The 23,672-nt window shown below is 65.8% G+C and carries 16 protein-coding genes; 6 read left to right on the top strand and 10 right to left on the bottom strand.

The window, feature by feature from the left end; genetic code table 11:
• Positions 1–72: 72 nt before the first annotated feature.
• Positions 73–669 (top strand): DNA-3-methyladenine glycosylase I, encoded by a 597-nt coding sequence (locus tag H9656_RS00255; protein WP_191742321.1) that lies wholly within the window; start codon positions 73–75, stop codon positions 667–669.
• A 41-nt stretch (positions 670–710) separates the two neighbouring features.
• Here the strand turns inward: H9656_RS00255 and H9656_RS00250 are convergent, their stop codons facing one another.
• From H9656_RS00250 to H9656_RS00235, 4 genes are all read right to left on the bottom strand, one after another.
• Complete coding sequence (locus tag H9656_RS00250) at positions 711–2,174, bottom strand: CRTAC1 family protein (RefSeq protein WP_225212160.1); 1,464 nt, start codon at positions 2,172–2,174, stop codon at positions 711–713.
• A 59-nt stretch (positions 2,175–2,233) separates the two neighbouring features.
• On the bottom strand, positions 2,234–4,396 hold the full coding sequence (locus H9656_RS00245; RefSeq protein WP_225212159.1) for an acylase: 2,163 nt from the start codon (positions 4,394–4,396) through the stop codon (positions 2,234–2,236).
• Between the two features lie 65 nt (positions 4,397–4,461).
• Positions 4,462–6,972: a TonB-dependent receptor plug domain-containing protein gene (locus H9656_RS00240; RefSeq protein WP_191742319.1), complete on the bottom strand. Its 2,511-nt coding sequence runs from the start codon at positions 6,970–6,972 to the stop codon at positions 4,462–4,464.
• Between the two features lie 112 nt (positions 6,973–7,084).
• A complete protein-coding gene (locus H9656_RS00235; protein WP_191742318.1) occupies positions 7,085–8,368 on the bottom strand; it encodes an MFS transporter in 1,284 nt (427 codons plus the stop codon).
• Between the two features lie 254 nt (positions 8,369–8,622).
• Here H9656_RS00235 and H9656_RS00230 point away from each other — a divergent pair, with 254 nt between their 5' ends.
• Together H9656_RS00230 and H9656_RS00225 are read left to right on the top strand one after the other, a co-directional pair.
• Positions 8,623–10,434 (top strand): sensor histidine kinase, encoded by a 1,812-nt coding sequence (locus tag H9656_RS00230; RefSeq protein WP_191742317.1) that lies wholly within the window; start codon positions 8,623–8,625, stop codon positions 10,432–10,434.
• Positions 10,431–11,765 (top strand): sigma-54-dependent transcriptional regulator, encoded by a 1,335-nt coding sequence (locus H9656_RS00225; protein WP_225212158.1) that lies wholly within the window; start codon positions 10,431–10,433, stop codon positions 11,763–11,765. Before H9656_RS00230 ends, H9656_RS00225 begins: the two co-directional genes overlap by 4 nt.
• Positions 11,766–11,781: 16 nt before the next feature.
• On the opposite strand, the gene H9656_RS00220 is transcribed toward H9656_RS00225, so the two are convergent.
• Positions 11,782–13,065: an MFS transporter gene (locus H9656_RS00220; RefSeq protein ID WP_191742316.1), complete on the bottom strand. Its 1,284-nt coding sequence runs from the start codon at positions 13,063–13,065 to the stop codon at positions 11,782–11,784.
• A gap of 186 nt (positions 13,066–13,251) precedes the next feature.
• Here H9656_RS00220 and H9656_RS00215 point away from each other — a divergent pair, with 186 nt between their 5' ends.
• On the top strand, positions 13,252–14,313 hold the full coding sequence (locus tag H9656_RS00215; RefSeq protein WP_191742315.1) for a phosphotransferase family protein: 1,062 nt from the start codon (positions 13,252–13,254) through the stop codon (positions 14,311–14,313).
• The gene (locus H9656_RS00210; protein WP_191742314.1) at positions 14,310–15,497 is read left to right on the top strand and encodes an acyl-CoA dehydrogenase family protein; all 1,188 of its coding nucleotides are present in this window, start codon (positions 14,310–14,312) and stop codon (positions 15,495–15,497) included. The genes H9656_RS00215 and H9656_RS00210 overlap by 4 nt, the downstream gene beginning before the upstream one ends.
• 67 nt (positions 15,498–15,564) lie before the next feature.
• Here the strand turns inward: H9656_RS00210 and H9656_RS00205 are convergent, their stop codons facing one another.
• From H9656_RS00205 to H9656_RS00195, 3 genes are read right to left on the bottom strand one after another with little or no spacing between them, the layout of a single operon-like run.
• The gene (locus H9656_RS00205; protein WP_191742313.1) at positions 15,565–16,344 is read right to left on the bottom strand and encodes an SDR family NAD(P)-dependent oxidoreductase; all 780 of its coding nucleotides are present in this window, start codon (positions 16,342–16,344) and stop codon (positions 15,565–15,567) included.
• Positions 16,345–16,372: 28 nt separating this feature from the next.
• Positions 16,373–17,545 (bottom strand): acetyl-CoA C-acetyltransferase, encoded by a 1,173-nt coding sequence (locus tag H9656_RS00200; protein ID WP_191742312.1) that lies wholly within the window; start codon positions 17,543–17,545, stop codon positions 16,373–16,375.
• Between the two features lie 44 nt (positions 17,546–17,589).
• Positions 17,590–19,662: a 3-hydroxyacyl-CoA dehydrogenase NAD-binding domain-containing protein gene (locus tag H9656_RS00195; protein ID WP_191742311.1), complete on the bottom strand. Its 2,073-nt coding sequence runs from the start codon at positions 19,660–19,662 to the stop codon at positions 17,590–17,592.
• A 145-nt stretch (positions 19,663–19,807) separates the two neighbouring features.
• On the opposite strand from H9656_RS00195, the gene H9656_RS00190 reads away from it, so the two are divergent.
• On the top strand, positions 19,808–21,028 hold the full coding sequence (locus H9656_RS00190; RefSeq protein WP_191742310.1) for an acyl-CoA dehydrogenase family protein: 1,221 nt from the start codon (positions 19,808–19,810) through the stop codon (positions 21,026–21,028).
• Between the two features lie 27 nt (positions 21,029–21,055).
• Here the strand turns inward: H9656_RS00190 and H9656_RS00185 are convergent, their stop codons facing one another.
• Both H9656_RS00185 and H9656_RS00180 read right to left on the bottom strand, forming a co-directional pair.
• Entirely contained in the window at positions 21,056–22,189 is a 1,134-nt protein-coding gene (locus H9656_RS00185) for an acyl-CoA dehydrogenase family protein (protein ID WP_191742309.1), read from the bottom strand.
• Positions 22,189–23,607 carry an aldehyde dehydrogenase family protein gene (locus tag H9656_RS00180; RefSeq protein WP_191742308.1) on the bottom strand — a complete coding sequence of 473 codons (1,419 nt, stop codon included), beginning with the start codon at positions 23,605–23,607 and terminating at the stop codon, positions 22,189–22,191. The genes H9656_RS00185 and H9656_RS00180 overlap by 1 nt, the downstream gene beginning before the upstream one ends.
• Positions 23,608–23,672: the final 65 nt, after the last annotated feature.

Here is a 23,672-nt window from a genome sequence, read left to right as displayed (position 1 = left end):
TCCCATGAGGGCCCGGCGGAAACGCCGGGCCTTTTCGCTTGCGCCTCCAGAACATTCCAGCAACATCGCGCCATGACCGAATCCGAAAAGGCTGAAGGGCGCTGCGGCTGGTGCGGGACGACCGACCCGCTCTACATCGCCTACCATGACGAGGAATGGGGCGTGCCCGAGTACGATCCTCGCGCCCTGTGGGAGAAGCTGGTGCTGGACGGCTTTCAGGCCGGGCTGGCCTGGATCACCATCCTGAGAAAGCGCGAGGGGATGCGCGAGGCATTCGACGGCTTCGATCCCGAGATCGTCGCCCGCTATGGCGAGGCCGACCGCGCGCGCCTGCTGGCCGACCCGCGCATCATCCGCTCAAGCGCCAAGGTCGACGCCGCCATCAATGGCGCCCGCATCTGGCTGGACATGCGCGACAACGGCGAGGACTTTTCGGCCTGGCTCTGGTCCTTCGTCGGCGGCCAGCCGCGGGTGAACCAATGGAGCGAGTTCCGCGACGCTCCGACCCAAACCGCCGAAAGCGTCGCCATGGCCAAGGCTTTGAAGGCGCGCGGGTTCAAGTTTTGCGGCCCGGTCATCACCTACGCCTTCATGCAGGCGGTCGGCATGGTGAACGATCACCAGACGACCTGCTTCCGTCACGCGCAGATCGACGACGCAGACGTATAGGAAGCCGATCCGCTTCGCGTGAAACCGGTCTCACCTTCCGCCTACGGCTTCTCCTGCAGGCCGGCCGGCGTCACGACCAGTCGCTGCCGCGCAAACGTTCGAGGATCGACATCTTCGAGCACTACGCGCTGGCCGCCCATATAGCTGACCTCGACCCGAACCGGCTGCATCCTGGCCAGGCCGAAATGCACGGGACCGGCGCTTTGGGCGTTATAGCCGCCGCCTGTCGATACCAGGCGGGTTCCCAGAATCCTGCCCTCGCTATCAAACAGCCTCACTTCCGCTCCAGGCGGGACGCGGCCGCCGTCGTCCAGCACCAGAACGCTGAGGCTGCGAGAGCGGGCCGGCTCGGCCAGTTCATTATGGAAAAGGAAGTGGCCGCCCTCGTCGCCGTATCCGTCGGTCAGAGACAGGTCCAACGCGCCGTCGTTGTCGTAGTCGATCCATTCGACGCCGTGATCGCCGGCGTTCAACAGGCTCTCGCGGGTCAGAACCTGTTCAAACCGCCCGTCGCCTAGATTGCGATACAGCAGATTGACCGGAATCTGCTTGCCCGGCTCGCCTTCATAATGGGTGACGAAGAGGTCCAGCCAGCCATCATTGTCATAATCGCCCCAGGCCGCCGCAACGGCGTGGCCGCCATGACCCAGCCCAGCCTGGGCCGCGACTTCGGAAAACGTCCCGTCGCCGTTATTGCGGTACAGCAGGTCCGCGCCATAGACAGCGACAAAGATGTCGAGGTTCCCGTCGTTGTCATAGTCGCCGACCGCGCAGCCGACGCCGCCCGTGCTGCGATCCCGCCCGGCCTGATCCATGCCGAGGGCCGGCGCCACATCGACGAAGCTTCCCCCGTCATTGCGCCACAGGGCGTCGGTGGCGCCGGACTGGTTGGCCAGGAACAGGTCCAGGTCGCCGTCGCGGTCATAGTCCAGCCAACAGGCGCCGACGGTGGCGCGAACGTCGTTGACGCCGCCCGCCCCCATCACCGGAACAAAACGGCCGTCCTGATTGCGGAAGAGCTGGTTCGACCCTGCGCGGTCCGCCGCATAGAAGTCCAGCGCGCCGTCATTGTCGTAGTCGATCCAGTTGGCCTGACGGCTCATCCGCCCCGGAACGAGAAGACCCAGCGCCTCGGCCCGCTCTGTAAAACGCAGTCCGCCTTCGTTGCGCCAGACAAAGGAGCGATTGGCCGCGCGGTCGCCCATCACGTTCGATCCGCCCATCAGGTCGACGAAGCCGTCACCGTCGAAGTCGCCCCAGCTCAGCCCGCGGATCTCGATGCCCGAGGTGGGCAGGCCCATCTCCGGGCCGATGTTGACGAAGGTTCCGCCGTCGTTGCGATACAGACGGACTTCACCGCTCTTCCAGGAAACAGCGAGGTCCAGGTCGCCATCGTTGTCGAAGTCGGCCCAGGCGTTCGACAGAGCGCCTGCGACCGAAAAACCCTCGACCTGAACCGCCGTGAAGGCCGGCTCGCCTGCAACCGCGCCAGAGGCGGCGACCATCAGCGCCAATGACGCCGCGCTCGCCGAATATCCGATCCGTCGTGTCATGGTCAGGCCTTTCATGGCTTGAAGTTGAAGGGCGTGCGTTCCTGGACGGCGGCCTCGACCTGCTCTCGCCGCAGCAACAGCTCGCGGAAATCGGCCTTCGACACACGCTCAATCTGATCGCTGTAGTGCGCCGTGCCGGGCTGGCGCGAGTTGCCGTAGCTCATCAGGCCATAGGCTCGCACCGGCGTGGAGAACTCGATCATCGCCACCCATGTCTCGCCGTGGTTGGGCGTGCGAATCCCGTTTTCGTCAGGATCGGACCAGGTGAAGACCCGGAAGGAACCCAGGTTGCCGTAGCCGGCGGCGCCCGGAACATTCACGTCGTTCAGGATCATGCGTGAGGCGTCGCCGAACGACCGGTCGATCGCGCCGTATTTGCGCTTGGTGTTGGCGATAGCGGTCCGCAATTGATCGACGGCGGCCTTGGGATCGCGGACGCCGTAAGGCGTGCTGACCGGCTTATCCAGCGACCAGGGCGTGGCGAAGCCGGCCTGGCCGGCGAAAGACTGGCCGGCGAACAGACGCGCCCATTCCTCGAACAGCAGGGCGGCGCGGCTGTCGCTGGTGAACTCGCGATCCCACGCCGCCAGCAGACGCGCCGCCGCCTGAACCTCGGGATCGGGGTCGATCAGGGCGGCCGGGATCAGATCCGGCAAGGTGCGGTCAGCCATGACGGCCCGATGGTTCAACTGCAGCGCCATGAAGCGCTCCAGCGTCAGGTCGTCGTTCTCGGACATCAGACGCACGCTTTGCTGAGCGCGCAGGGAGTGCGGCGTCTGGGGCGCCAGATAGGAGGGAAAGTCCTTGGGCGTGTAGGTCACGGGCCAGGTCGGCGTCCACGGCGGATCATTGGAGTTCTGAACGAAGCCGCCTGGCGGATTGGTGACGCGCGGCAGGTCATCCAGCGGGTGCGTCTCGGTCCACAGGTAACGTGAGGAATCGCCCGGCACGAGCCCCTGCCAGAAGGCGATGTCGCCCTCGGCCCGTTTGGGAGCCACGCCGTTGAAGGTGTAGTTGATGGTCCCTTCGCGGTCGGCGTAGACGATGTTGAAGGTCGGCACCTGCATCCGCGCCATGGCGGCTTCGTAGTCATCGAAGCTGTCGGCCGTGATCATGTCGAAATACTGCTCAAGCATGCCCGGCCGATCCAGGCCGGCGACCCGAACGGCGACGGCCGTGCCGTCCGCGCGCTCGAAGACCGGGCCATGGACGCTGGAGCGGACTTCCAGCGGCTTGTCGATCGTCGATCCATCCGCCTGACGCAGGCGATACGAAGCCTGACGCCGCTCGAACGGCCGCACCTGACCGTCATAAAGATAGCCGTCGTCCTGCAGCGTCAGCCGATAGTTCGTGGCCCCCAGCATGCCGTTGACCGTGTTGGTGATGCCCATCCGCTGGTTGAAGGCGAAGCGGATGACCGGCAGGCCGATCTGGGTCGCGCCATAGATTTCGAAGTCCGGCGTGACGAGATGCGCCTCGTAGTAGGTGAAGTAGTCCGTCGTCCAGGACAGGTGCGGGTTCTGCAGCAGCAGGGCGCTCCCACTGGCCGTCTTGCCCGGCGCCACCGCCCAGGAGTTGGAGCCCTGATCGGCCAGATCCGGCGGGTCGCCCTCGCCCAGGGTGCGGCCCGGCGACGCGACATAAAGGAAGTTCATCAGGCGATGGGCGTGCGCCACCACGTCGGCGCCGGAGACCGGCAGCACCTGCCGCACCTCGGGCGAGATGTCGTCCAGGTTCTGCTGCGCATAGGCGTTGATGCCCGCCGCGAAGGCGTCGAGGTTGGCGCGGAAGTCAGGCGACTGCTGCGCATACCACTGCTGGGCGCGCTCGGGCACGCCGTTGGTCAGCAGCCAGACGGTCGTCTGTTCGTAATCCGCGCCCCAGTATTCGGCCCCCTTGCCCCGCGCTTCTCCATACAGGCGCAGGATGTTGTCGCCGTGGCTGCGCGCCTGGGCCCAGCCGTAGCCGTAGAAGACCGACGGCGCGTCGACTCCATAGACATGGGGGACGCCGTAGCCGTCCCACAGGATCTCATTGCTTCTCGGTTTATAGGTCGCAAGCGGCGCCTGCGCCGTCGAGGTCGGCTCGGCCAGCGCAAAGGCGGCGCTCGGCGCAAGGCCGATCGCCGTCGCCATAACCAGGGCCGATGTCGCCCGGTGCAGAACTCTCAGCATGAATTTTCCCCTCTCACCCAGACCCGGAGACGTCGCGGCGCGACGCCTCCGGACGTTCCCCTTGATCACCACTTGTAGGCGGCGCGCACGAACCAGGATCCGCCGGTAAAGCCGAACGGCGCAAGCCCGCTGTACATGCCGTTGCCCAGGTTGGCCGAAGGCTCCTGAATCTTGGTCGGGTAGACGTTGAAGATGTTGTTGGCGCCCAGCGTCACGCGAACGGCGTCCGTCACGTCGTAGTTGACCTGCAGATCGGTGATCCACGCTGCGTCGATGTCGTTGTCCAATGCCGGATTGGACGAGTGCCGCGTGGTGTATTCGCCGAACCGCGTCAGACGCAGGTTGGCGCTAAGCCGATCCAGCGCCCAGCCGGTGTTGAGCGAGATCTTGGATTTCGGCAGGGATTCCGTCAGCGCCGCCTGCTTGCTGCGGTCGAAGATGACGATATCGCCCAGCGCCGCCAGCTCCGGGGGGTTGTCGATGATGCCGGTGATCTCGGTTTCGTTCTGATTGTAGCCGAAGCTGAAATCGAAATCGCCGAAGTCGACCGTGCCGTATTTGTAGGTGGCGACGATGTCGAAGCCGCGCGTCCGGGTGTCGATGGCGTTGGTGTAGTACTGACCACTGACATCCGGCGACAGGCCGTTGGCCACCATGATGGCTTGCAACTGCTGGCCGATGGTCGTCACCCCGTCCGCCGACAGGCGCGTATCGATCGGCGAGAAGGTCGTGGTGACGGCGATGCGGTCGGCCACGTCGATCTGGTAGGCGTCAAACGTCAGGACGAAGTTCGAGAAGGGCGTCAAGGTGAAGCCCACGCTCAGGTTCTCCGACATTTCCGGCGTAAGCGGCTTGGCGCCCAGGGCGATCGCTTCCGGCGAGTTGACCTGGAAGTTCTTCAACCGCAGGGACTCGGCGACCCCGGTGCCCCGGATGTCGCGCAACTGGCTGGTGGTGGCGGAATAGGCCTGCTGCGCTAGGCTGGGAGCGCGGAAGCCCGTGTTGAACGAAGCGCGCAGAGCGGCCCAGTCGTTCAACTCATACCTGCTGCTGACCTTGTAGATGGTGGTGTCGCCGGCCGAGTCGTCGAAATTCTCGTAGCGCACAGCCCCGCCGAGATAGAACCGCTCGGTCGGATTCCAGCCCAGCTCGCCATAGACGCTATAGTTGTTGCGGCTGACGTCAGCCTCGTCCTCGGGACGGAAACCCGGCGTGGACTGGGTGCCGGGAGGCAGGGGCTGACCCGCGAAGGGCTGGCCCGGCGGGCGGACGTAATCGCCCTGAATCCAGCTCGCCTCGTCCCCCTGTTTGATCGTGTAGTTCTCCCAGCGGTGCTGCAGGCCGAAGGACACCTGCAACTCGCCCGCGTTCTCGAGCGTGAAACCGCGCGTCACATCCAGAGCATTGACCCACTCGGCCGAAGCCAGCTGTCCGATGTAGAAATGGCGCGGACTGCTCGGCCCCAGACTGGCGTTCAGGCTGTAGTTCTCCCAGTCCGAAACGTTCGTGCCGTAGCCCGTCGATAGGTCCCAATCCCAGCCGCCCAGCGCGCCCCGCGCACCGGCGACCGCCTCATAGTCCTTGTCCTTGATGACCGTCAGGGTGCGCAGGCCGTCCGGCGCGATCTCGGGCAAGACGGTGATGTCCGTCGGCGGCCGCCACGTCCAGCTCAGGTCGGACTTGCGCTGACCATAGGTGCCGAAGGCGTAGAGCTCGAGTTCGTTGCTGACCGTATAGGCCGCGTTCGCCCCGAAAACATTGGAGACCTGAGGCATGGTGCCGTAGTTGGTCGTCACCATCCGGTCGATGACCGCTTCGCGCGGGTCGCGCGAACCGTTGGGCAACAGCGGATACAGGCGCACGGAATCGGCGATGCGCTCCGCCCGGTTCGACGCGCCGCGATCCATGAAGCTGTACGACAGGTTCAGGAAGCCGTCCTCGCCCAGCGCCAGACCGAGGTTAGCGTCCAGGTTCACATAGCGGCCGTCATTGCGATCGAAGTTGCGGCCATGAGCCACCGAAATGCTGCCGCCCTGGGCGCTGGAGTTCAGCATGACGTTGATGACGCCGGCCACGGCGTCCGAGCCGTACTGGGCGGCGGCCCCGTCGCGCAGCACCTCGACGCGAGCGATGGCGCTGGACGGGATCATGTTCAGGTCGACCCCGACCGAGCCGTTGTAGAGCGTCGAAACCGAGTTGATCAGCGCCGTGCGGTGACGACGCTTCCCATTGACCAGCACCAGCGTCTGATCCGGATTCAGGCCCCGCAGCGCTCCGGTAGCGATGACCGTGGAGCTGCCGCCGCCCGACCGCGCCGGCAGGTTGAAGGACGGCACCAGGTAACGCACCGACTCGAACACGCCGGTCTGGGCCCCCTGCTGCAACTGCTCGGCGTTGAACACGTCGATGGGCGTCGGGCTCTCGATCGCCGTACGCGGCGCTCCGCGCACGCCGGTGACGATGATATCGTCCACCCGCGCGGCCTCGGCGGTTTCAGGCTGCGCTCGATCCTGCGCGAACGCCGCCCCCGCCGTCAGGCTGAGCAGACTGGCTGACGCCAGGCTCGCCGCTTTCAAGCCAACTTCACTGAAATCCCTAATCATCGCTCAGTCCCTCCCACTCCGAACTTGCGTTACAGCCCCTCGCTGCGCAGCCGGGTTTTTGTGATTACGCTCGTCAATACTGATTTCAATCGTGAGTAATCATGCTCGTATGTTTAGTATCTCTCATGAAAACAAAAACGATGAGCGATAGACCGATCATGACCGTCACGTACCAAAAGTAGGCGCTCTCGTTATTCTGAGACTTGAACCACAAGGCGGCGTACTCGGCCGTACCGCCGAACAGGGCGTTGGCGATGGCGTAGGGCAGAGCCACGCCCAAGGCACGCACATGCGCGGGGAACAGTTCGGCCTTCACCACGGCGTTGATGGCGGTGTAGCCGGACACGATCACTAGCGCCGCAAGAGCCAGGGCGAAGGCTGCCGGCGCGCTGTTCACCGTGGCCAGAGCCGACATGATCGGCACCGTGAAGAGCACCCCCATGACCCCGAAGGCGATCATCACCGGACGCCGGCCGATCCGGTCCGACAGGGCCCCGACAACTGGCTGCAACAGCATGAAGACCAGGAGGGCCGCAGCGCTGATCTGGGTGGCTGCGTCCTTGGAAAAGCCCGAAGTGTTGACCAGGAATTTCTGCAGATAGGTCGTGTACGTATAGAAGGCGAGCGTGCCCCCAGCCGTCAGCCCCATCACCAGAAGCGCTTCTTTCGGATGCTTGAGAATCAGCAGCATGGCGCTGGATTTCGGCGCAGCGCGGGTATCTTCCGCCTTGAAGGCGTTGGTCTCATCCAGACCCCGGCGCAACCAGAACACGACGACGGCCAGAGCCGCCCCGACAAAGAAGGGAATGCGCCAACCCCAGGCGCTCAGAGCCTCATCCGTCATCACCGCCTGCAGCACGATGAGCAACAGCAAAGCCAAAAGCTGGCCCGAGATCAGGGTCACATACTGGAAACTGGACCAGAAGCCGCGGTTCTTCGCCGTCGCCATCTCGGACAGGTAGGTGGCTGAAGAGCCATATTCCCCGCCGACGCTGATGCCCTGCAGCAGTCGAGCGACCAGCAGCAGAGCCGGCGCGGCGATGCCGATCTGCGCGTAGCCCGGGGTGCAGCCGATCAGCAAGGATCCGGCGCACATCAGGGTGACCGACAAGGTCAGGCCGGCCTTGCGGCCTCGCCTGTCAGCGTAGACCCCCATGATCCAGGCGCCGATGGGCCGCATCAAGAAACCCACCGCAAAGACGGCCGCGGCGCCTAGGAGTTGGGCTGTTCCATCATCGCTCGGGAAAAACACAGGCGCAAAATAAAGCGCGAACGCTGCATAGGCGTACCAGTCAAACCACTCGACTAGATTGCCCGTCGAGCCACCTATAATGTTTTTTAGGCGGCGCGCGTTAGTCATTGAAGACATATCACTAGCTCCGGGAGAATCTATTCTTGCAATCGAAATGATCCCGGCTCATCAAATCTGGCATACCGCTCCCCCAAACCCCTAAACCGCTCTGCGACGGCTTGATGAAGAATGATAGTCATGGGGACGATCGGCGCGGCAACGCGGCCTCACAAATACTTCACAACACGATGTTTTTCTTAGCTTTAATGCCTACCTAGCCCCGATTCTGCGCCGCTCGGCCGTGCCGAAAAGCGCCCACGTGAGACCGCCACTTGTCCCGCAAACCACACAGTTCCGTGCAAAACGCCCTGCAGCCGCGCCACCGCATGTTGACGCTGATGGCGATCGGCCTGCTGCTGGGGTGCGGACTGGCGGTCTGGAGCGGCGCTTATTGGGCGGCGCGTCAGGCCCGATTGGCGACAGACGCCGCCGCGGCAGAGCAGGCGGACAAGCGTGCGCGTCAGCTGGCCGGGGCGCTCCAGAAATTCCGCCTCCTTCCCCTGGTTCTGAGCGAATACCCCGACGTCCACGCGGTGCTCAGCGACGCCCGCCCCGAGCCAGTGGCGCGACTGAACGGAAAACTGGAGCTGCTGGCGGAACGGACCGACGCCGCGGCCATCTATGTCATCGCGCCGAACGGCCTGACATTGGCGGCGAACAACTGGAACGAGCCCGGAAGCTTCGTCGGACAGAATTTCAGCTATCGCCCGTATTTCCTCAACGCCATGGCCAATGGCGAAGCCGAACTCTTTGCGGTCGGCTCGGTCACAGGGCGTCCAGGTTTCTTCATCGCCCGCAGGATCGACGACGGCGCTCGAACCCTGGGCGTCATTGTCGTCAAGATCGATTTCGCCGATCTGGAGGCGCAGTGGAGTGGAACGACCGAGCATACCCTGGTCGTCGACCCTCGCGGCGTCGTCATCATCACAGACCACGACCCGTGGCGGTTTCGCGCCACTCGTCCGCTCACGCCCGAAGACCATCAGGGCATCCGCAGCGCCCTTCAGTTCGCCTCCCTGCCGCTGTCGCCGCTCAGGTTCCAGCAGAACGATGAGGGAGACCTCAGCATGGCTGACGCCCAAGGCCGGTTTCGCCAAGCGAGGACGGCTTCAGCCATCGACGGCGCATCCCTGTTGCACGTGGCGTCTCTGGAGCCCGCGTACAGAAGCGCCAGCCTGCAGGCGCGTCTGGTCGTTTTCGCCATCCTGGCCGCCGCGCTCATGGTCTTCGCCGCCTATTGGCGCATTCACATGGGCCGCCTGGCCCAGGTTCGCGCCCGTCAGGCCCTGGAGGAGGAAGTCGACGCCCGCACCAGCGAGTTGCGCGACGCCAATCGACGCCTGCGCGAGGAATCACAAGGGCGTCTAGAGGCCGACCGTCGGTGGCGCGCCGCCAGCGAAGAACTGACTCAGGCCAACCGGCTTGGCCTTATTGGCCAAGTGACGGCTGGGGTCGCCCACGAGATTAACCAGCCGATCGCCGCGATCCGCGCCTTCGCTGAAAACGGCGTGCGATATCTGCAGCGCGGTTCCATCGCCAAGGTGCAGGACGACCTGTCGTCCATCGTCAGCTTGACCGACCGAGTCGCCCGGATCACGACAGAACTCCGCTCCTTCTCCCGCAAGCGAACGCCGCTTGTGGACGAGGTGAGCCTGAACGAGGCGTTGGATGGCGCCCTGCTTCTCATCGGCGACCGCTTGCGGACCGCCGGCATCCGCCTGGACTGGACTCCGCCCACGCAGACTCTGCGCGTCAGCGCCGACAAGATGCGACTGGAGCAGATCTTCATCAACCTGATCCAAAACGCCGCCGACGCCCTCGAGGGTCGACCGGCCCCGAACATCGCCGTCCTGCTGGAAGTAGGCGACGATGACATCGCCATTAGCATCGCCGACAACGGTCCGGGCATCGCGCCGGACCTCGCGGGGTCGCTGTTTACCCCGTTCGTCACCAGCAAGCCGACCGGCCTGGGCCTCGGCCTCGGCATCGCCCGCGACATCGCGCGGGAGTTCGGCGGCTCGCTTTCTCTCGTTGCTTCGCCCTTGGGCGGCGCAGCATTCTGTGTTCGATTGAGACGCGCATGACGACTCTGGAAACGCCTCCCTCAGTCCTTTTCATCGAAGACGACGCCGAGTTGCGGCGGGCGCTTGTCGATGCGCTGGACCTTGAAGGCATCGCTGTCCAGGCTCTGCCAGACGCCGCCCAGGCTTTGGCCGGCCTGACCCCTCAGTTCCGCGGCGTGGTGATCTCCGACATCCGCATGCCCGGAATGGACGGACTTGAGCTGTTTTCGCGCATTCGCGCCCTGGATCCGCAGATACCAGTCATTCTGATCAGCGGGCATGCGGATGTCCCGATGGCGGTTCAGGCGCTGCAGGACGGCGCCTTCGATTTTCTGACGAAACCCTTCGCCATGGAGCGGCTGATCAACGCCGTGAATCAGGCGCAGGACTATCGAACCCGAGCCCTAGCGCACCGAGCTCTGCGCGCGGCAACCGAAGCCGCCGCCCACGCCAACACCCTGCTGATCGGAGAAAGTCCGGCCATGATCGCCCTGCGGGAGTCCATCGCCCGGATCGCGGCATCGGACCTGGATGTTCTGGTGGAAGGCGAGACCGGCACGGGCAAGGAGTTGGCGGCTCTGACCCTGCATCGACTCAGCAAGCGACGCGGCCGGAGCTTCGTGCCCGTCAACTGCGGCGCCATCCCCGATCATTTCGCCGAAGTCGAACTGTTCGGTCAGACGCTGGATGGCTCAGGGTATCGACGAAGCGCCCAGGTCGGCCGGATCGAGGCTGCGGACAAGGGCACCCTGTTCCTTGATGAAATCGACAGCATGAGCCCTGCGGTGCAGGTCAAGCTGCTGCGGGTCCTCGAAGAACGTACCCTGACACCGGGCGGCGAGCCCTACCCTATTGATATCCGGGTGATCGCGGCCTCGAAACGGGATCTGGAAAGCGCTGCGAGCGAGGGGGCTTTTCGTCCCGACCTTTTCTATCGGCTGAACGTCGTGCGCCTGCGGATGCCTCCATTGCGCGAGCGGCGAGAGGACATCCTTCCGCTCTTCGCGCACTTCTTGGCAGACCGAAAGCGGCCGTCTGACAAAGACGCATTCACCGTGTCGGACCGCATTCGCCGGCATCTCATGGAGCACAGCTGGCCCGGCAATGTACGGGAGCTGCGCAATTTCGCGCTCAGCACCCTGGTCGATGCCCCTGACGACGACGCCCCCGCGTCCCGGTCCCCTCAAAGCCTCACAGACCGGGTGGACGCCTTCGAAGCGGCCGTGATCCGCGAGGCTTTGGAAGCCGCTCATGGCAACGTCTCCGAGGTCATCGCCCGCCTCGCGACGCCTCGAAAGACGCTTTACGGGAAGTTCAAGCGCCTCAACATCGACCCAGCCGATTACCGCTAAGCCTCGCGTCCTCTCTTCAGGCCTCCGCCATCAGAGGTCGCGGAGCAGACGCCAGCGTTCGGCCCGTCGCGAGCGCTCGGCTGACGATCAGGAACAGCGGGATGCCGGCGGCGGCGATGGCGGCCCAGACGTAGAGGGCGGATGCGTAGCTGTCGGTCATGTGGCGCACCACGCTGAACAGCACCGGACCAACCCCCGTGCCGATGTAGAGCATCGCATAGCCCACGACGCCAAAGATGGCGCTGAACGCCCGCCGGCCGAACAGTTTGGCCGTGCTGTAAGCGACGCAATCCGCCTCAGCCCCCATGGTCAGGCCGAAGACCAGAATGGCGACCACCATATACTGCGTCGAGGTCAACGCCAGCACCGCGAACGCCGCCGCCTGCACGATCAGCGCCCCAGTCATGAACAGGCCTGCATTCAGTTGAAAGCGGTCGATCAGCACACCGGTCAGGAACCGCCCGGCCATCGTCGAAAGCCCCAGCAGCCCCAGAACCGTGGCGGCGTCGGCCCGGCTTACGCCTTCGCTCGTCAGGTAGGGTATCAGGTTCACCGCCATGCCGCCGGCGCACAGGCCATAGAGCACCGTCCCGATCCCCAGGACCCAGAAGACGGGAAGCCCAACCACGGTTCGTAAGGTATGGCCCGCCTCCTCCCGGACGACGCCCGGCTGAGCCCCCTGCCGGGAAGGACGAGCACGCAGCCAACGCCAGGCTACCGGCAGGACCAACAGCGGCGCGACGCCAGCCGCCAGAAACGCCAGGCGCCACCCTTCGGCGTCGATCGTCGCTTGCATCAGACGGGGCCCGAGAGCGGCGCTAAGCCCGATGCCGCACGACATCAGGCCAAAGGCCGTCGCCATCCCCTTATCGAACAGGCCCGCTATAATCCGGCCAAGGGTGATGCCGCTCACGCTGACCGCCGCCGCGCCAACCGCGAAACCGGACAGGTAAAGCAACGGCAGAATGGGCGGCAGCAAGGCGCTGGCGAACAACGCCGCCGCCAAGAGCACCAGACCGGTCATCACGACCCGATGCGGCCCTAAACGATCGGAGAGCAACCCGATAAACGGCGCCGCGAGCACTGCGCCGACAGCGTGGGCGAGCGCCCACCCGATCACCTGGGTGTCGGCCCAGTACATTTCCGCCGCGATCGGCGCGACAAACGCCCCGATCGAATAGACGGGCAGGACGCCGACGGCCATACCGAGCACGATCACGATCATCGGCCGCCTCGCCTGCAGCAGCTCAGCAATGATGCCTTGCGGACCCGGCGGCCCCGCCTTTTTAAGCTCGTCCATCCGCCACAACCGCTCCGACAATTTATTTGTTCGATTGATTACATTTCATCCAATCCTTAGCAACGCTCGTTTTTGTCGCGGCGCAGGAGTTCACTTTAGGCGCATCTCTCGGATCACCCGTTGAAACCAGCCTGTCGAGCAGCTACAGCCTTAGCTGAGTGATTAAAACTAGCCGGAGTCACCCAGTTGGACGTTTTCGAAGGCGCGGCGACGGTCAGGCCAGGCTATGAATTGCCCATCGCCGCTTTAACAGCATGGCTGGAGCGACACGCGCCGGATTTTCGCTATCCGATCACTGTGAACCAGTTCAACGGCGGTCAGTCCAATCCGACTTATCGCATTGACACGCCTGGTAAATCCTACGTGCTGCGCCGCAAACCGGACGGGCCGCTGCTGAAAGGCGCCCATGCGGTCGAGCGCGAACACCGCGTCATCTCGGCCCTGCATGCGGCCGGCTTTCCCGTCCCGGCGCCGCTGGCCCTGTGCGAGGACGACGCCGTCATCGGCACGCCCTTCTATGTGATGGAGATGGTCGAGGGCCGCATCTTCTGGAACCCCACCCTGCCCGATCTGACCCCCGACCAAAGGGCCGCCCATTTCGACGCCCTGAACGCCACCATCGCCCGGCTGCACAGTCTGGATATTCAGGCGCTCGGCCTGGCGGACTATGGGCGTCCCGGCAACTTCTTCGCCCGGCAGGTCCAGCGCTGGTCGCGCCAGTATCAGGAAGACGACCTGGCCGGACGCGACCCGAACATGGATCGTCTGGTCGCCTGGCTACCCGATCATCTGCCCGAGGACGACGGCGCCGCCAGCGTGGTGCATGGCGACTTCCGCGCGGACAACCTGATCTTCGCGCCGGACGGCCCCCAGGTCAGGGCCGTGCTGGACTGGGAGTTGTCGACGCTCGGCCACCCGATGGGCGATTTCACCTATCATTTGATGATGTACCGCCTGCCGCCGCAGATGATCGGCGGCTTCGCCGGCGCCGATCTGCAGGCTCTGGGGATACCCAGCGAGGCGGACTACCTCGCCGCCTATTGCGACCGGATGAACGTGTCCCTGCCGACTGAACGCGAACTGCGTTTCTACATGGCCTTCAACATGTTCCGTCTGGCGGCGATCTTCCACGGCATCAAGGGGCGGATCGCCCGCGGCACCGCCGCCTCCGCCCATGCCCAAACCATGGCCGACAACATGCCCGCGCTGGCGGCGCTGGCCTGGGCCCAGACCGGAGAAACCACATGATTCATGACGACCTGGACAAGGGACGCGAGATCGCCGCTCGGGTTGAAGCCTTCGTGCGCGAAACCATCATCCCCTATGAGAAGGACACCCGCGCCGATGCCCACGGCCCGACTGAAGAGTTGGTCGCCGAGATGCGCGACAAAGCTCGCGAAGCCGGCCTGCTGACGCCGCACATCGGGGCCGACGGATCGCATCTGTCGCACCGCGCGACGGCCCTGGTGCTGCAGGCTTCCGGTGTCTCGCCGCTCGGCCCCGTCGCGCTCAATGTGATGGCGCCCGACGAAGGCAATATCTACATGCTGGGCAGGGTGGCTAATGAGGCTCAGAAGGCGCGCTTCCTCGCCCCGCTGGTCGCGGGTACGGCCCGCTCGGCCTTCTTCATGACCGAGCCCGCCGCCGACGGCGGCGCCGGCGCCGACCCCTCGATGATCCAGACCACCGCCGTTCAGGACGGTGACCACTGGGTCATCAACGGCCGCAAAGCCTTCATCACCGGCGCCGTCGGCGCCAAGGTCGGCATCATCATGGCCCGGACCGATGCTGGCGACGGCAAGGTCGCGGCCACCATGTTCCTGGTCGACCTGCCTGACCCCGCCATCCAGCTGGAACGAGTGCTGGACACGATCGACAGCTCCATGCCCGGCGGCCACTCCATCCTGAAGATCGAGAACCTGCGCGTGCCGGCCGACCAGATTCTGGGCGAACCGCACCAGGGCTTCAAATATGCGCAGGTGCGCCTGTCCCCCGCCCGCCTGACCCACTGCATGCGCTGGCTCGGCAGCTGTCGCCGCGCCCACGAGATCGCCTCGGCCTATGCCGTCAAGCGCCAGGCCTTCGGCAAGCCGCTGATCGATCATGAAGGCGTCGGCTTCATGCTGGCCGACAATCTGATCGAGCTGAAACAGGCTGAGCTGATGATCGACTGGTGCGCCGGCGTGCTCGACACCGGCGTGCTGGGCACGGCGGAAAGCTCCATGGCCAAGGTGGCGGTGTCCGAAGCCCTGTTCCGTATCGCCGACCGCTGCGTCCAGGTCCTAGGCGGCACCGGCGTCTCAGGCGACACCGTGGTCGAACAGATCTTCAGAGAGGTTCGCGCCTTCCGCATCTACGACGGGCCGACCGAGGTTCACAAATGGAGCCTGGCCAAGAAGATCAAGCGCGAGACCCTCGCCGCCCCTCACTGACGCCCGACAAAAAAGGCCGCCCCGGAACGTTCCGGGGCGGCCTCTTCAATTCAGCTTATCCGTCCGATCAGCGCGGAGCCATGCGGATGGCGCCGTCCAGGCGGACGTCCTCGCCGTTGAAATAGCCGTTGCGGCACATCTCGACGGCCAGGCTGGCGTATTCCGCCGGATTGCCCAGACGCTTCGGATGGGGGACGCTGGCGGCCAGGGCCTCTTTCACATTGTCTGGGGCGGCGTTCATCAGCGGCGTGTTGAAGATGCCCGGCAGGATGGTGTTGACGCGGATCGCCTCGCTCATCAGGTCCCGTGCGATCGGCAGGGTGACGCCGACGACGGCGGCCTTCGACGCCGAATAGGCGGCCTGGCCCATCTGGCCGTCTTCGGCCGCCACGGAGGCCGTGTTGACGATGACGCCGCGCTCGCCGTCCTCCTGGACGTCCAGCGTCAGCATGCCCGCCGCCGACTTGGCCACGCAACGGAAGGTGCCGACCAGGTTGATCTGGATGATGCGATCGAACTCCTCGATCGGGAAGTGGCTGATCTTGCCAGTCTCGCGATGGCGCGAGGCGGTCTTGAAGGCGTTCCCGGTGCCAGCGCAGTTGATCAGGATCCGTTCCTGGCCGTGGGCGGCGCGGGCCTTTTCAAAACCCGCGTCGACCGAAGCGTCGTCGGTGACGTTGACGGCGCAGAAGACGCCGCCGATCTCGGCCGCCACCGCCTCGCCCTGCTCGGCGTTGAGGTCGAAGATGGCGACCTTTACGCCCTGCGCCGCCAGGGCGCGCGCGGTCGCGGCGCCCAGGCCGCTGGCCCCGCCGGTCACGACTGCCGAATTACCGTCCAGTTTCATGGTCTTCTCCTGCTGATTGGGGGCGCGATCAAAGCGCTTCGATGATGGTGACGTTGGCCAGGCCGCCGCCTTCGCACATGGTCTGCAGCCCGTAGCGCTCGCCGCGCGCCCGCAGAGCGTGGATCAGGGTGGTCATCAGCTTGGCGCCCGAGGCCCCCAGCGGATGCCCCAGGGCGATGGCGCCGCCATTGACGTTCAGCCGGGCCGGGTCGGCGCCGACCTCCTTGAGCCAGGCCAGAGGCACCGAGGCGAAGGCTTCGTTCACCTCGTAAAGGCCGATATCCTCGATCTTCAGACCCGCGCGCTGCAGGGCGCGGCGCGTGGCGTTGATCGGCGCTTCCAGCATGATGACCGGGTCTTCGCCGATGACCGTCATCTGGTGGACCCGGGCCAGAGGCTCGACGCCGAGGGCCTTCAGGCCACGCTCGTTGACCACCAGCAGTCCCGCCGAACCGTCGCAGATCTGGCTGGCGCTGCCGGCCGACAGACGGCCCCCTTCGAGGATGGGTTGCAGGCCGGCGATGCCGTCCAGCGTCGCTGTGCGGCGCACGCCCTCGTCGGTGAGATGCCTCTGCGTCTGCCCCTCGGCATCGACGTAATCGAGCCCGACGATCTCGGCGTCGAAGGCTCCCTCGTCTTGTGCGCGCGTGGCCCGCTGGTGGCTTTCCAGCGCAAAGCGATCCATCGCCTCGCGGTCGAAGCCATGCTTGACCGCGATCGCCTCGGCCCCGTCGAACTGAGAGAAGACGACGCCCGGATAGCGCGCAGCCATCCCTGGCGACATCGGATCGCCAAAGCCGTTCTTGGCGGGAAGGGCTGTCGGCAGGCCCATGGGGACGCGCGTCATGCTCTCGACGCCCGCGGCGATCACCACGTCCATCGTCCCGCTCATCACGGCCTGAGCCGCGAAATGGAGCGCCTGCTGCGAGGAGCCGCATTGGCGATCGATGCTGACGGCCGGCACGCTTTCCGGCAGCGAGGACGCCAGGACCACGTTGCGCGCGATCGACATCGACTGTTCGCCGACCTGGCTGACGCAGCCCAGGATGACGTCCTCGATCAGGGCCGGATCAATCCCGCTGCGCTCGACCAGTGCGTCCAGAACCACAGCGCCCAGATCGGCGGGGTGCCAATCCTTGAGACGGCCGCCGCGACGGCCCCCGGCCGTGCGCGCGGCGGCGACGATATAGGCTTCACCCATGGGGTTCTCCTGGCGCCCGCTACAGGCGCCTCAAATGCAATCGATCAGTGAGGAGCGGTCTGTTCAGCCAGGGCCTGGCCCTGCTGCGCCGTCCTGCGGAGCAGCGGCGAGACGGCGTCGGGACCGAGCGTGCGCTCGAGGCCCGCTATGACCTTGTCCAGCCCGACGGTGTCGGCCCAGAACATCGGACCGCCGGTCCAGACCGGCCAGCCGTAGCCGGTGACCAGCGCCACATCGACGTCCGAGGCGCGCTGGGCGATCCCCTCTTCGACGATCTTCGCGCCCTCGTTCACCACCGGATAGAGCAGGCGCTCCAGCAGGGCCTCGTCATCCATCGCCACCGGAGTCTTGTCTGCGAACCCGGCGATGACCTCCGCCGCCTCGTCCGACGGCGTCGCCCGACGGTTTTCGTCGTAGACGTAATAGCCCTGGCCGGTCTTCTGGCCCCAGTGCCCCCGCTCGCACAGGACTTCCTGAACAGTGCGCCCGGCCGAATTCTCGCGGTCCCAGCCGATCACGTCCAGGCCGACCAGATCCAGCATGGAGAACACCCCCATCGGGAAGCCGTAGGCGGTCATCACCCGGTCGACGTCCCAGGGCATGGGGCCTTCCAGGATCAGTTTCTCCGCCGCCGTGACACGCGGCGCCATGGCGCGGTTGGCGATGAAGCCGTCGCAGACGCCCGACAGAACCGCCACCTTGCCCAGCTTCTTGCCCAGGGCCATGCCCGTCGCCACGATCTCCGGCGCCGTGGCCGAGCCGCGCACCACCTCCAGCAGACGCATGATGTTGGCCGGGGCGAAGAAGTGCAGGCCGATGATCCGTTCGGGCCGTGAGGTCACGGCCGCGATGGCGTTCAAATCGAGGAAGGAGGTGTTGCTGGCCAGCACGGCGTCCGCCTTGGCCCGCGAATCCAACTGGCGGAACACGTCCTTCTTCAGATCAAGATTCTCATAGACCGCCTCGACGATGAGATCGGCGGAAGCGACGGCGTCCAGGCTGCTGTCGATGACCAGCCGGCTCTTCTGAGCTGCAGCGGCCCCGAACGACAGACGGCCCTTGGACACCAGACCGTCCAGGGTCTTGTAGATCCGACCCTGAGCCCGCTCGACCGCCTCAGGGTTGAGGTCGATCAGAGTGACCTCATAGCCGCCCGACAGGAAGGCGGTGGCGATCCCCGTCCCCATCGTCCCCGCGCCGAGAACTGCGACGGACTGGATGGCGACCGGCTGCACATCGCGGGACAGGCCCGCCACCTTGCCCGCCGCGCGCTCGGCGAAGAAGATATGGCGTTGGGCGCCCGACTGGCGGCCCTCCATCAGCTCTTCGAAGAGCTCTGCCTCGCGCTTCAACCCAGCCTCGAATGGCAGCGTCGCCGCCGCTTCGACCGCCTTGGCGATATTGGTCGGCGCGACCGGGCCGCGGAACAGGCGGGCGTTCTTTTCCTGGTAGGCGGCGATGACGGCGCGCGCGGCGTCGCTCTGGAGATCGACCTCCATATCGCGCACGCGCCGCAGAGGCGCGCTGTCCGCGATCAAGCCTTCGGCGAACTGAACCGCTTCGTCCACCAGCCCGGCGTCAGACGCGACAGCGTCGATCAGCTTCATCTCCAGCGCCGTGTCGGCCTTGACCGGACGTCCGCTGATGATGAGGTCCAGCGCCGCCTCGACGCCGGCCAGACGCGGCGCCCGCTGGGTGCCGCCGGCGCCCGGCAGCAACCCCAGCGCCACCTCCGGCAGGCCGACCTTGGCCGACGCCGCCGCGACGCGGTAGTGGCAGGCCAGCGCCACCTCGAAGCCGCCGCCCAGGGCCGTGCCGTGGATCGCCGCGACCACCGGCTTGGCCGAGGCTTCGATGATGTCGAAGACGACATTCAGATCAGGCTCGACGAACGGCTTGCCGAACTCGCTGATGTCGGCGCCCGCGAAGAAGGTGCGGCCGTCACACCGGATGACCACCGCCTTGACCGCATCGTCGGCGATCAGGGCGCTCAACCCATCGCGCAGGGCCGCGCGCACCGCCTGACCCAAAGCGTTCACCGGAGGCGAGTTGATCGTCAGGACGCCGACGTCGCCGCGGCGTTCGAGGGAGGAAATGGAATTGGTGGGTACTGACACGCCGCCTCCCGATGGGCTCGTAAGGGTATTCGCATGGCCGCAACGGCGACGCGCGGAGCACCCGACCTTGTCGCGCACCCCTATTTCAGTTAATTGGATACTTAGTTTTAATCGGCCGATCAAGCGGCAAGCACAGGACCGCCCGATGGATTTGAACTGGTCACCCGCCGACCTGACTTTTCGCGATGAAGTGCGGGCCTTCCTGCACGACAATCTGACCGAAGAAATCCGTGCTGCGGGGCGCCTGATGACCAGTGTCTACGCCCAGCACGACGCCTCGATGAAGTGGCAGGCGATCCTGCATCAGAAGGGCTGGGTGGCCCCGGCCTGGCCGATCGAGTACGGCGGCTGCGGCTGGTCCGTGCTGCAGCGGTACATCTTCACTCGCGAGCGCGTCGCGGCGGGAGCCCCGCCGATTTCCCCCATGGGCGTCCAGATGTGCGGGCCCGCCCTGATCGGCTACGGCTCCGACGCCCAGAAGGCCTACTTCCTGCCCCGGATGCTCAACGGCGAGCATTTCTGGTGCCAGGGGTATTCCGAACCTGAAGCCGGGTCGGACCTCGCCTCGCTGCAGATGGAAGCCGGCATCGACGGCGACGATCTGGTCTGCACAGGCACCAAGATCTGGACCACCCACGCGGACCAAGCGAACTGGATCTTCTGCCTGGTGCGGACGTCCAAGGAAGATCGCCCGCAGAAGGGCATCACCTTCGTTCTGATCGACATGACCACGCCCGGCATTTCCGTTCGGCCGATCGTCGCCCCGTCCGGCGAGCACATCCAGAATCAGGTCTTCTTCGACCAGGTACGCGTGCCCAAGGCGAATGTCGTCGGGCAGATCGGCCAAGGCTGGACCGTGGCCAAATATCTTCTCGAGTTCGAACGCGGCGGCGTCGCCTACGCGCCGGAGTTGCAAGAGCGGCTGGATAGCGTCGAGGCCTATGCCCGCAGCAGCCTGTGCGGCGACCGTCCCCTGGCCGACACGCCGGGCTTTGCACGCAAGCTGGCGGAGGCGCGCGCCCGGTTGGCCGTGCTGGAGGTGTTCGAGTTCCGCGTGATGTCCGGCGCGGCCGACGCCGCCCTGACCGCCGCAGGCCCGTCGGCGATGAAGGTTCTGGGCACTGAGCTGAGCCAGCACATCACCGAACTGGCGCTGGAGGCCGCAGACGGCTGGGGCCGGGCCTATCAGCCCGACGCGGGGCGGCCCGGCGGCGCGGCGCTACTGCCGCACGCGGCGGGGGTCGCCGGCCCCCTGCTCCCTGCGCTGGCCGGCGTCCACTATCTGAACGACCGCGCCGGCTCCATCTATGCCGGCTCGAACGAGATCCAGCGCAACATCATCGCCAAGGCCGCGCTGGGCCTCTGATGCCCTCAGGACCCGGCGTCAGGGCGATCAGGCCGCCCGGACGCCGAGCGCCAGGCTGCGATCAAGATGGTGCTCGCGCCCGCCCAGCTGGGTTTCGATGACGGTCGCGCGCTTGAAATAGCGCGTGACCTCGGTTTCCAGGCTCATGCCCAGACCGCCATGCAGTTGCACCGCATTCTGGCCGATGAAGCGGCAGGCGTCGCTGATCGCGATCTTGGCGGCCGACACCGCCATCGCACGTTCGCGCTCCGGCTTGTCGAGGCTGAGCGTGGCCAAAAGCATCGCCGAGCGCGCCAGTTCGAACTGGATGAACATGTCCGCCATCCGGTGCTGCAAGGCCTGAAAACGGCCGATGGGCTGGCCGAACTGGCGTCGTTCCTTGGCGAAGGCCACGGTGTCGTTCAGCATCCGCCGCAACACCCCGACGGCCTCGGCGCACAGCGCGGCCGTCGCTTCGTCCAGAACCTGGGCGATCAGGGGGCCGGCTTCATGCTCGTCGCCGATCAGGGCATCCAGCGGCAGGACCACGTCGCTCAGCAAGACTTCGGCCGCCCAACGCTCGTCGAGCGTGGCCACATCGCGCAGGGTCAGCCCCGGCGCATCCCGCCCGACGAGAAACAGCGACAGCCCGTCGCCTTGGCCGTCAGCGCCGCGCGTGCGCGCCGCGACAATCAACGTCTCGGCGGAGGCTCCCGGCGCCACCAGCCCCTTGCCTCCGCTCAGCCGCCAGCCTGCCCCGTCGCGCTCAGCGCGCGTTGAACAGAAGCGCCAATCGCCTCGCCCTGCCGGCTCGGTCAAGGCCGGAGCGACGATGGCCGCCCCCTCCCCGATCGCCTGGGCCAGCGCGCGGGCGTGGGGCTGGTCGCAGCGACGCAGCAGGCCCGCCGCTGTGACGACGGTCTCCAGATAGGGTTCGGTCGACAGAGCTTCGCCGAACGCCTCCATCACCACCATGACGTCGGCGGCCTCCCCGCCCAGCCCGCCGAGATCCTCAGGCAGGGCCAGGGCCAGGACGCCCAGAGCCTCGCCCATCTCACGCCAGACCACAGTCGGTCCCGGCGCGCCGGGCGCTTGGCTCATGCCGCCGGCCGGCAGGCGCGCCATGAAGGTGCGCACGCTTTCGGCCAACTGGGTCTGGGTATCGCTGAGCGCGAGGTCCATCAGGCGGTCTTGGGAATGAAGATCGCCTTGGGCACGGTGAACTCCATCAGGCCGTGCAGACCGTTTTCGACGCCGAAGCCCGACTGCTTGTGGCCCGCCAGAGGCGTGAAGGGCGTCGATTGCAGGTTCTGGTTGATCCACACCGTCCCGGTCTCCAGGCGGTGCGCTACCTCCGTGGCCTTCTCGATGTCCTTGGACCAGACCGCGCCCGCCAGGCCGTACTCGCTGTTGTTGGCGCGCTCGATCGCTTCATCGATGGTGCTGAAGCGCAGCAGCGGAAGGATCGGCCCGAAGGCTTCCTCGACCACGACGCGCGAGTCGTCCGGCGGATTGTCGACCAGGGTCAGCGGGATGAAGTAACCGCTGTTCGGGACAGCGCCGCCCTCCAACACCGCGTAGCCATTCTTGCGGCTGTCCTCGATCAGCTCCTGCACGCGGCGGAACTGCGGCCCGTTCTGCACCGGCCCGATGACCGATCCCTCGGTCGCGCCGTCGCCGACCGGAATGGTCTGGGCGATCTGGTGCAGTTTATCGCGCAGGGCGTCGTAGATGTCCTCGTGGATATAGAGGCGCTTGGTCGCCACGCAGATCTGGGCCGTGTTCCAGAAGGCGCCCATGAACAACTGCATGGCCACCTCGTCCACATCCACGTCGGGCAGGACGATGGCGGCGTCGTTGCCGCCCAGCTCCAGCGTGATGCGCTTCAGATCCTTGGCCGCCGACTCCATCACGCGTCGGCCGGTCGCCGTCGAACCCGTGAAGGAGATCTTCTGGAAGCCAGGATGAGACGTCATGAGCGGGCCGAGCTCATCCCCGCCAGTGATGACGTTGAGGACGCCCTTGGGGAAGACATCCAGCAGGATCTCGCCCAGCTTCAGCGTGGTCAGCGGGGTAAAGGGCGAAGGCTTCAGCACCACCGTATTGCCGGTCATCAAGGCGGGACCGATCTTCCACGTCGCCAGCAGGAAGGGGAAGTTCCACGGCACGATGGCGCAGACAACGCCCAGCGGCTCGTGGTGCACCTCGACCCGGCGACGCTTGCTGTCCTCAGTCACCTCGACCGGGATGTCGAGTTTGGCCGTCGCGCGCAGCCAGCCGGCGCCGCCCTTCACTTCCTCGCGGGCCATCGCCAGCGGGCGGCCCTGCTCGCGCATGAAAAGCTCGCCCAGTTCATCAGCATGAGCCTCGATCGCCTCGGCGGCCTTGATCAGCAGGGCCTTGCGCTCCTCCAGAGGCACGGCGCGCCAGGACTTCTGTGCAGCAGCGGCGGCGGCCACGGCGCGGTCCAGATCGGCCGACGTCGCAGCCGGAGCCTGAGCGAACACCTCGCCCGTCGCCGGATTGACGACATCAAAGGTCGCCCCGGCGGGCACGGCCTCGCCGTCGATTGTCATTCGATAGTCTTTAGCGAAGTCCATGACGCTGTTCCTCCCCGTCGATGGGCGCCGGCGGCCAGTTTGCTCGGCCTGTCCCGACGGACTTG

This window comes from Brevundimonas guildfordensis (genome assembly GCF_014836405.1).
GTDB lineage: Bacteria > Pseudomonadota > Alphaproteobacteria > Caulobacterales > Caulobacteraceae > Brevundimonas > Brevundimonas guildfordensis.
This window is presented reverse-complemented; position numbering and strand designations above follow the sequence as displayed.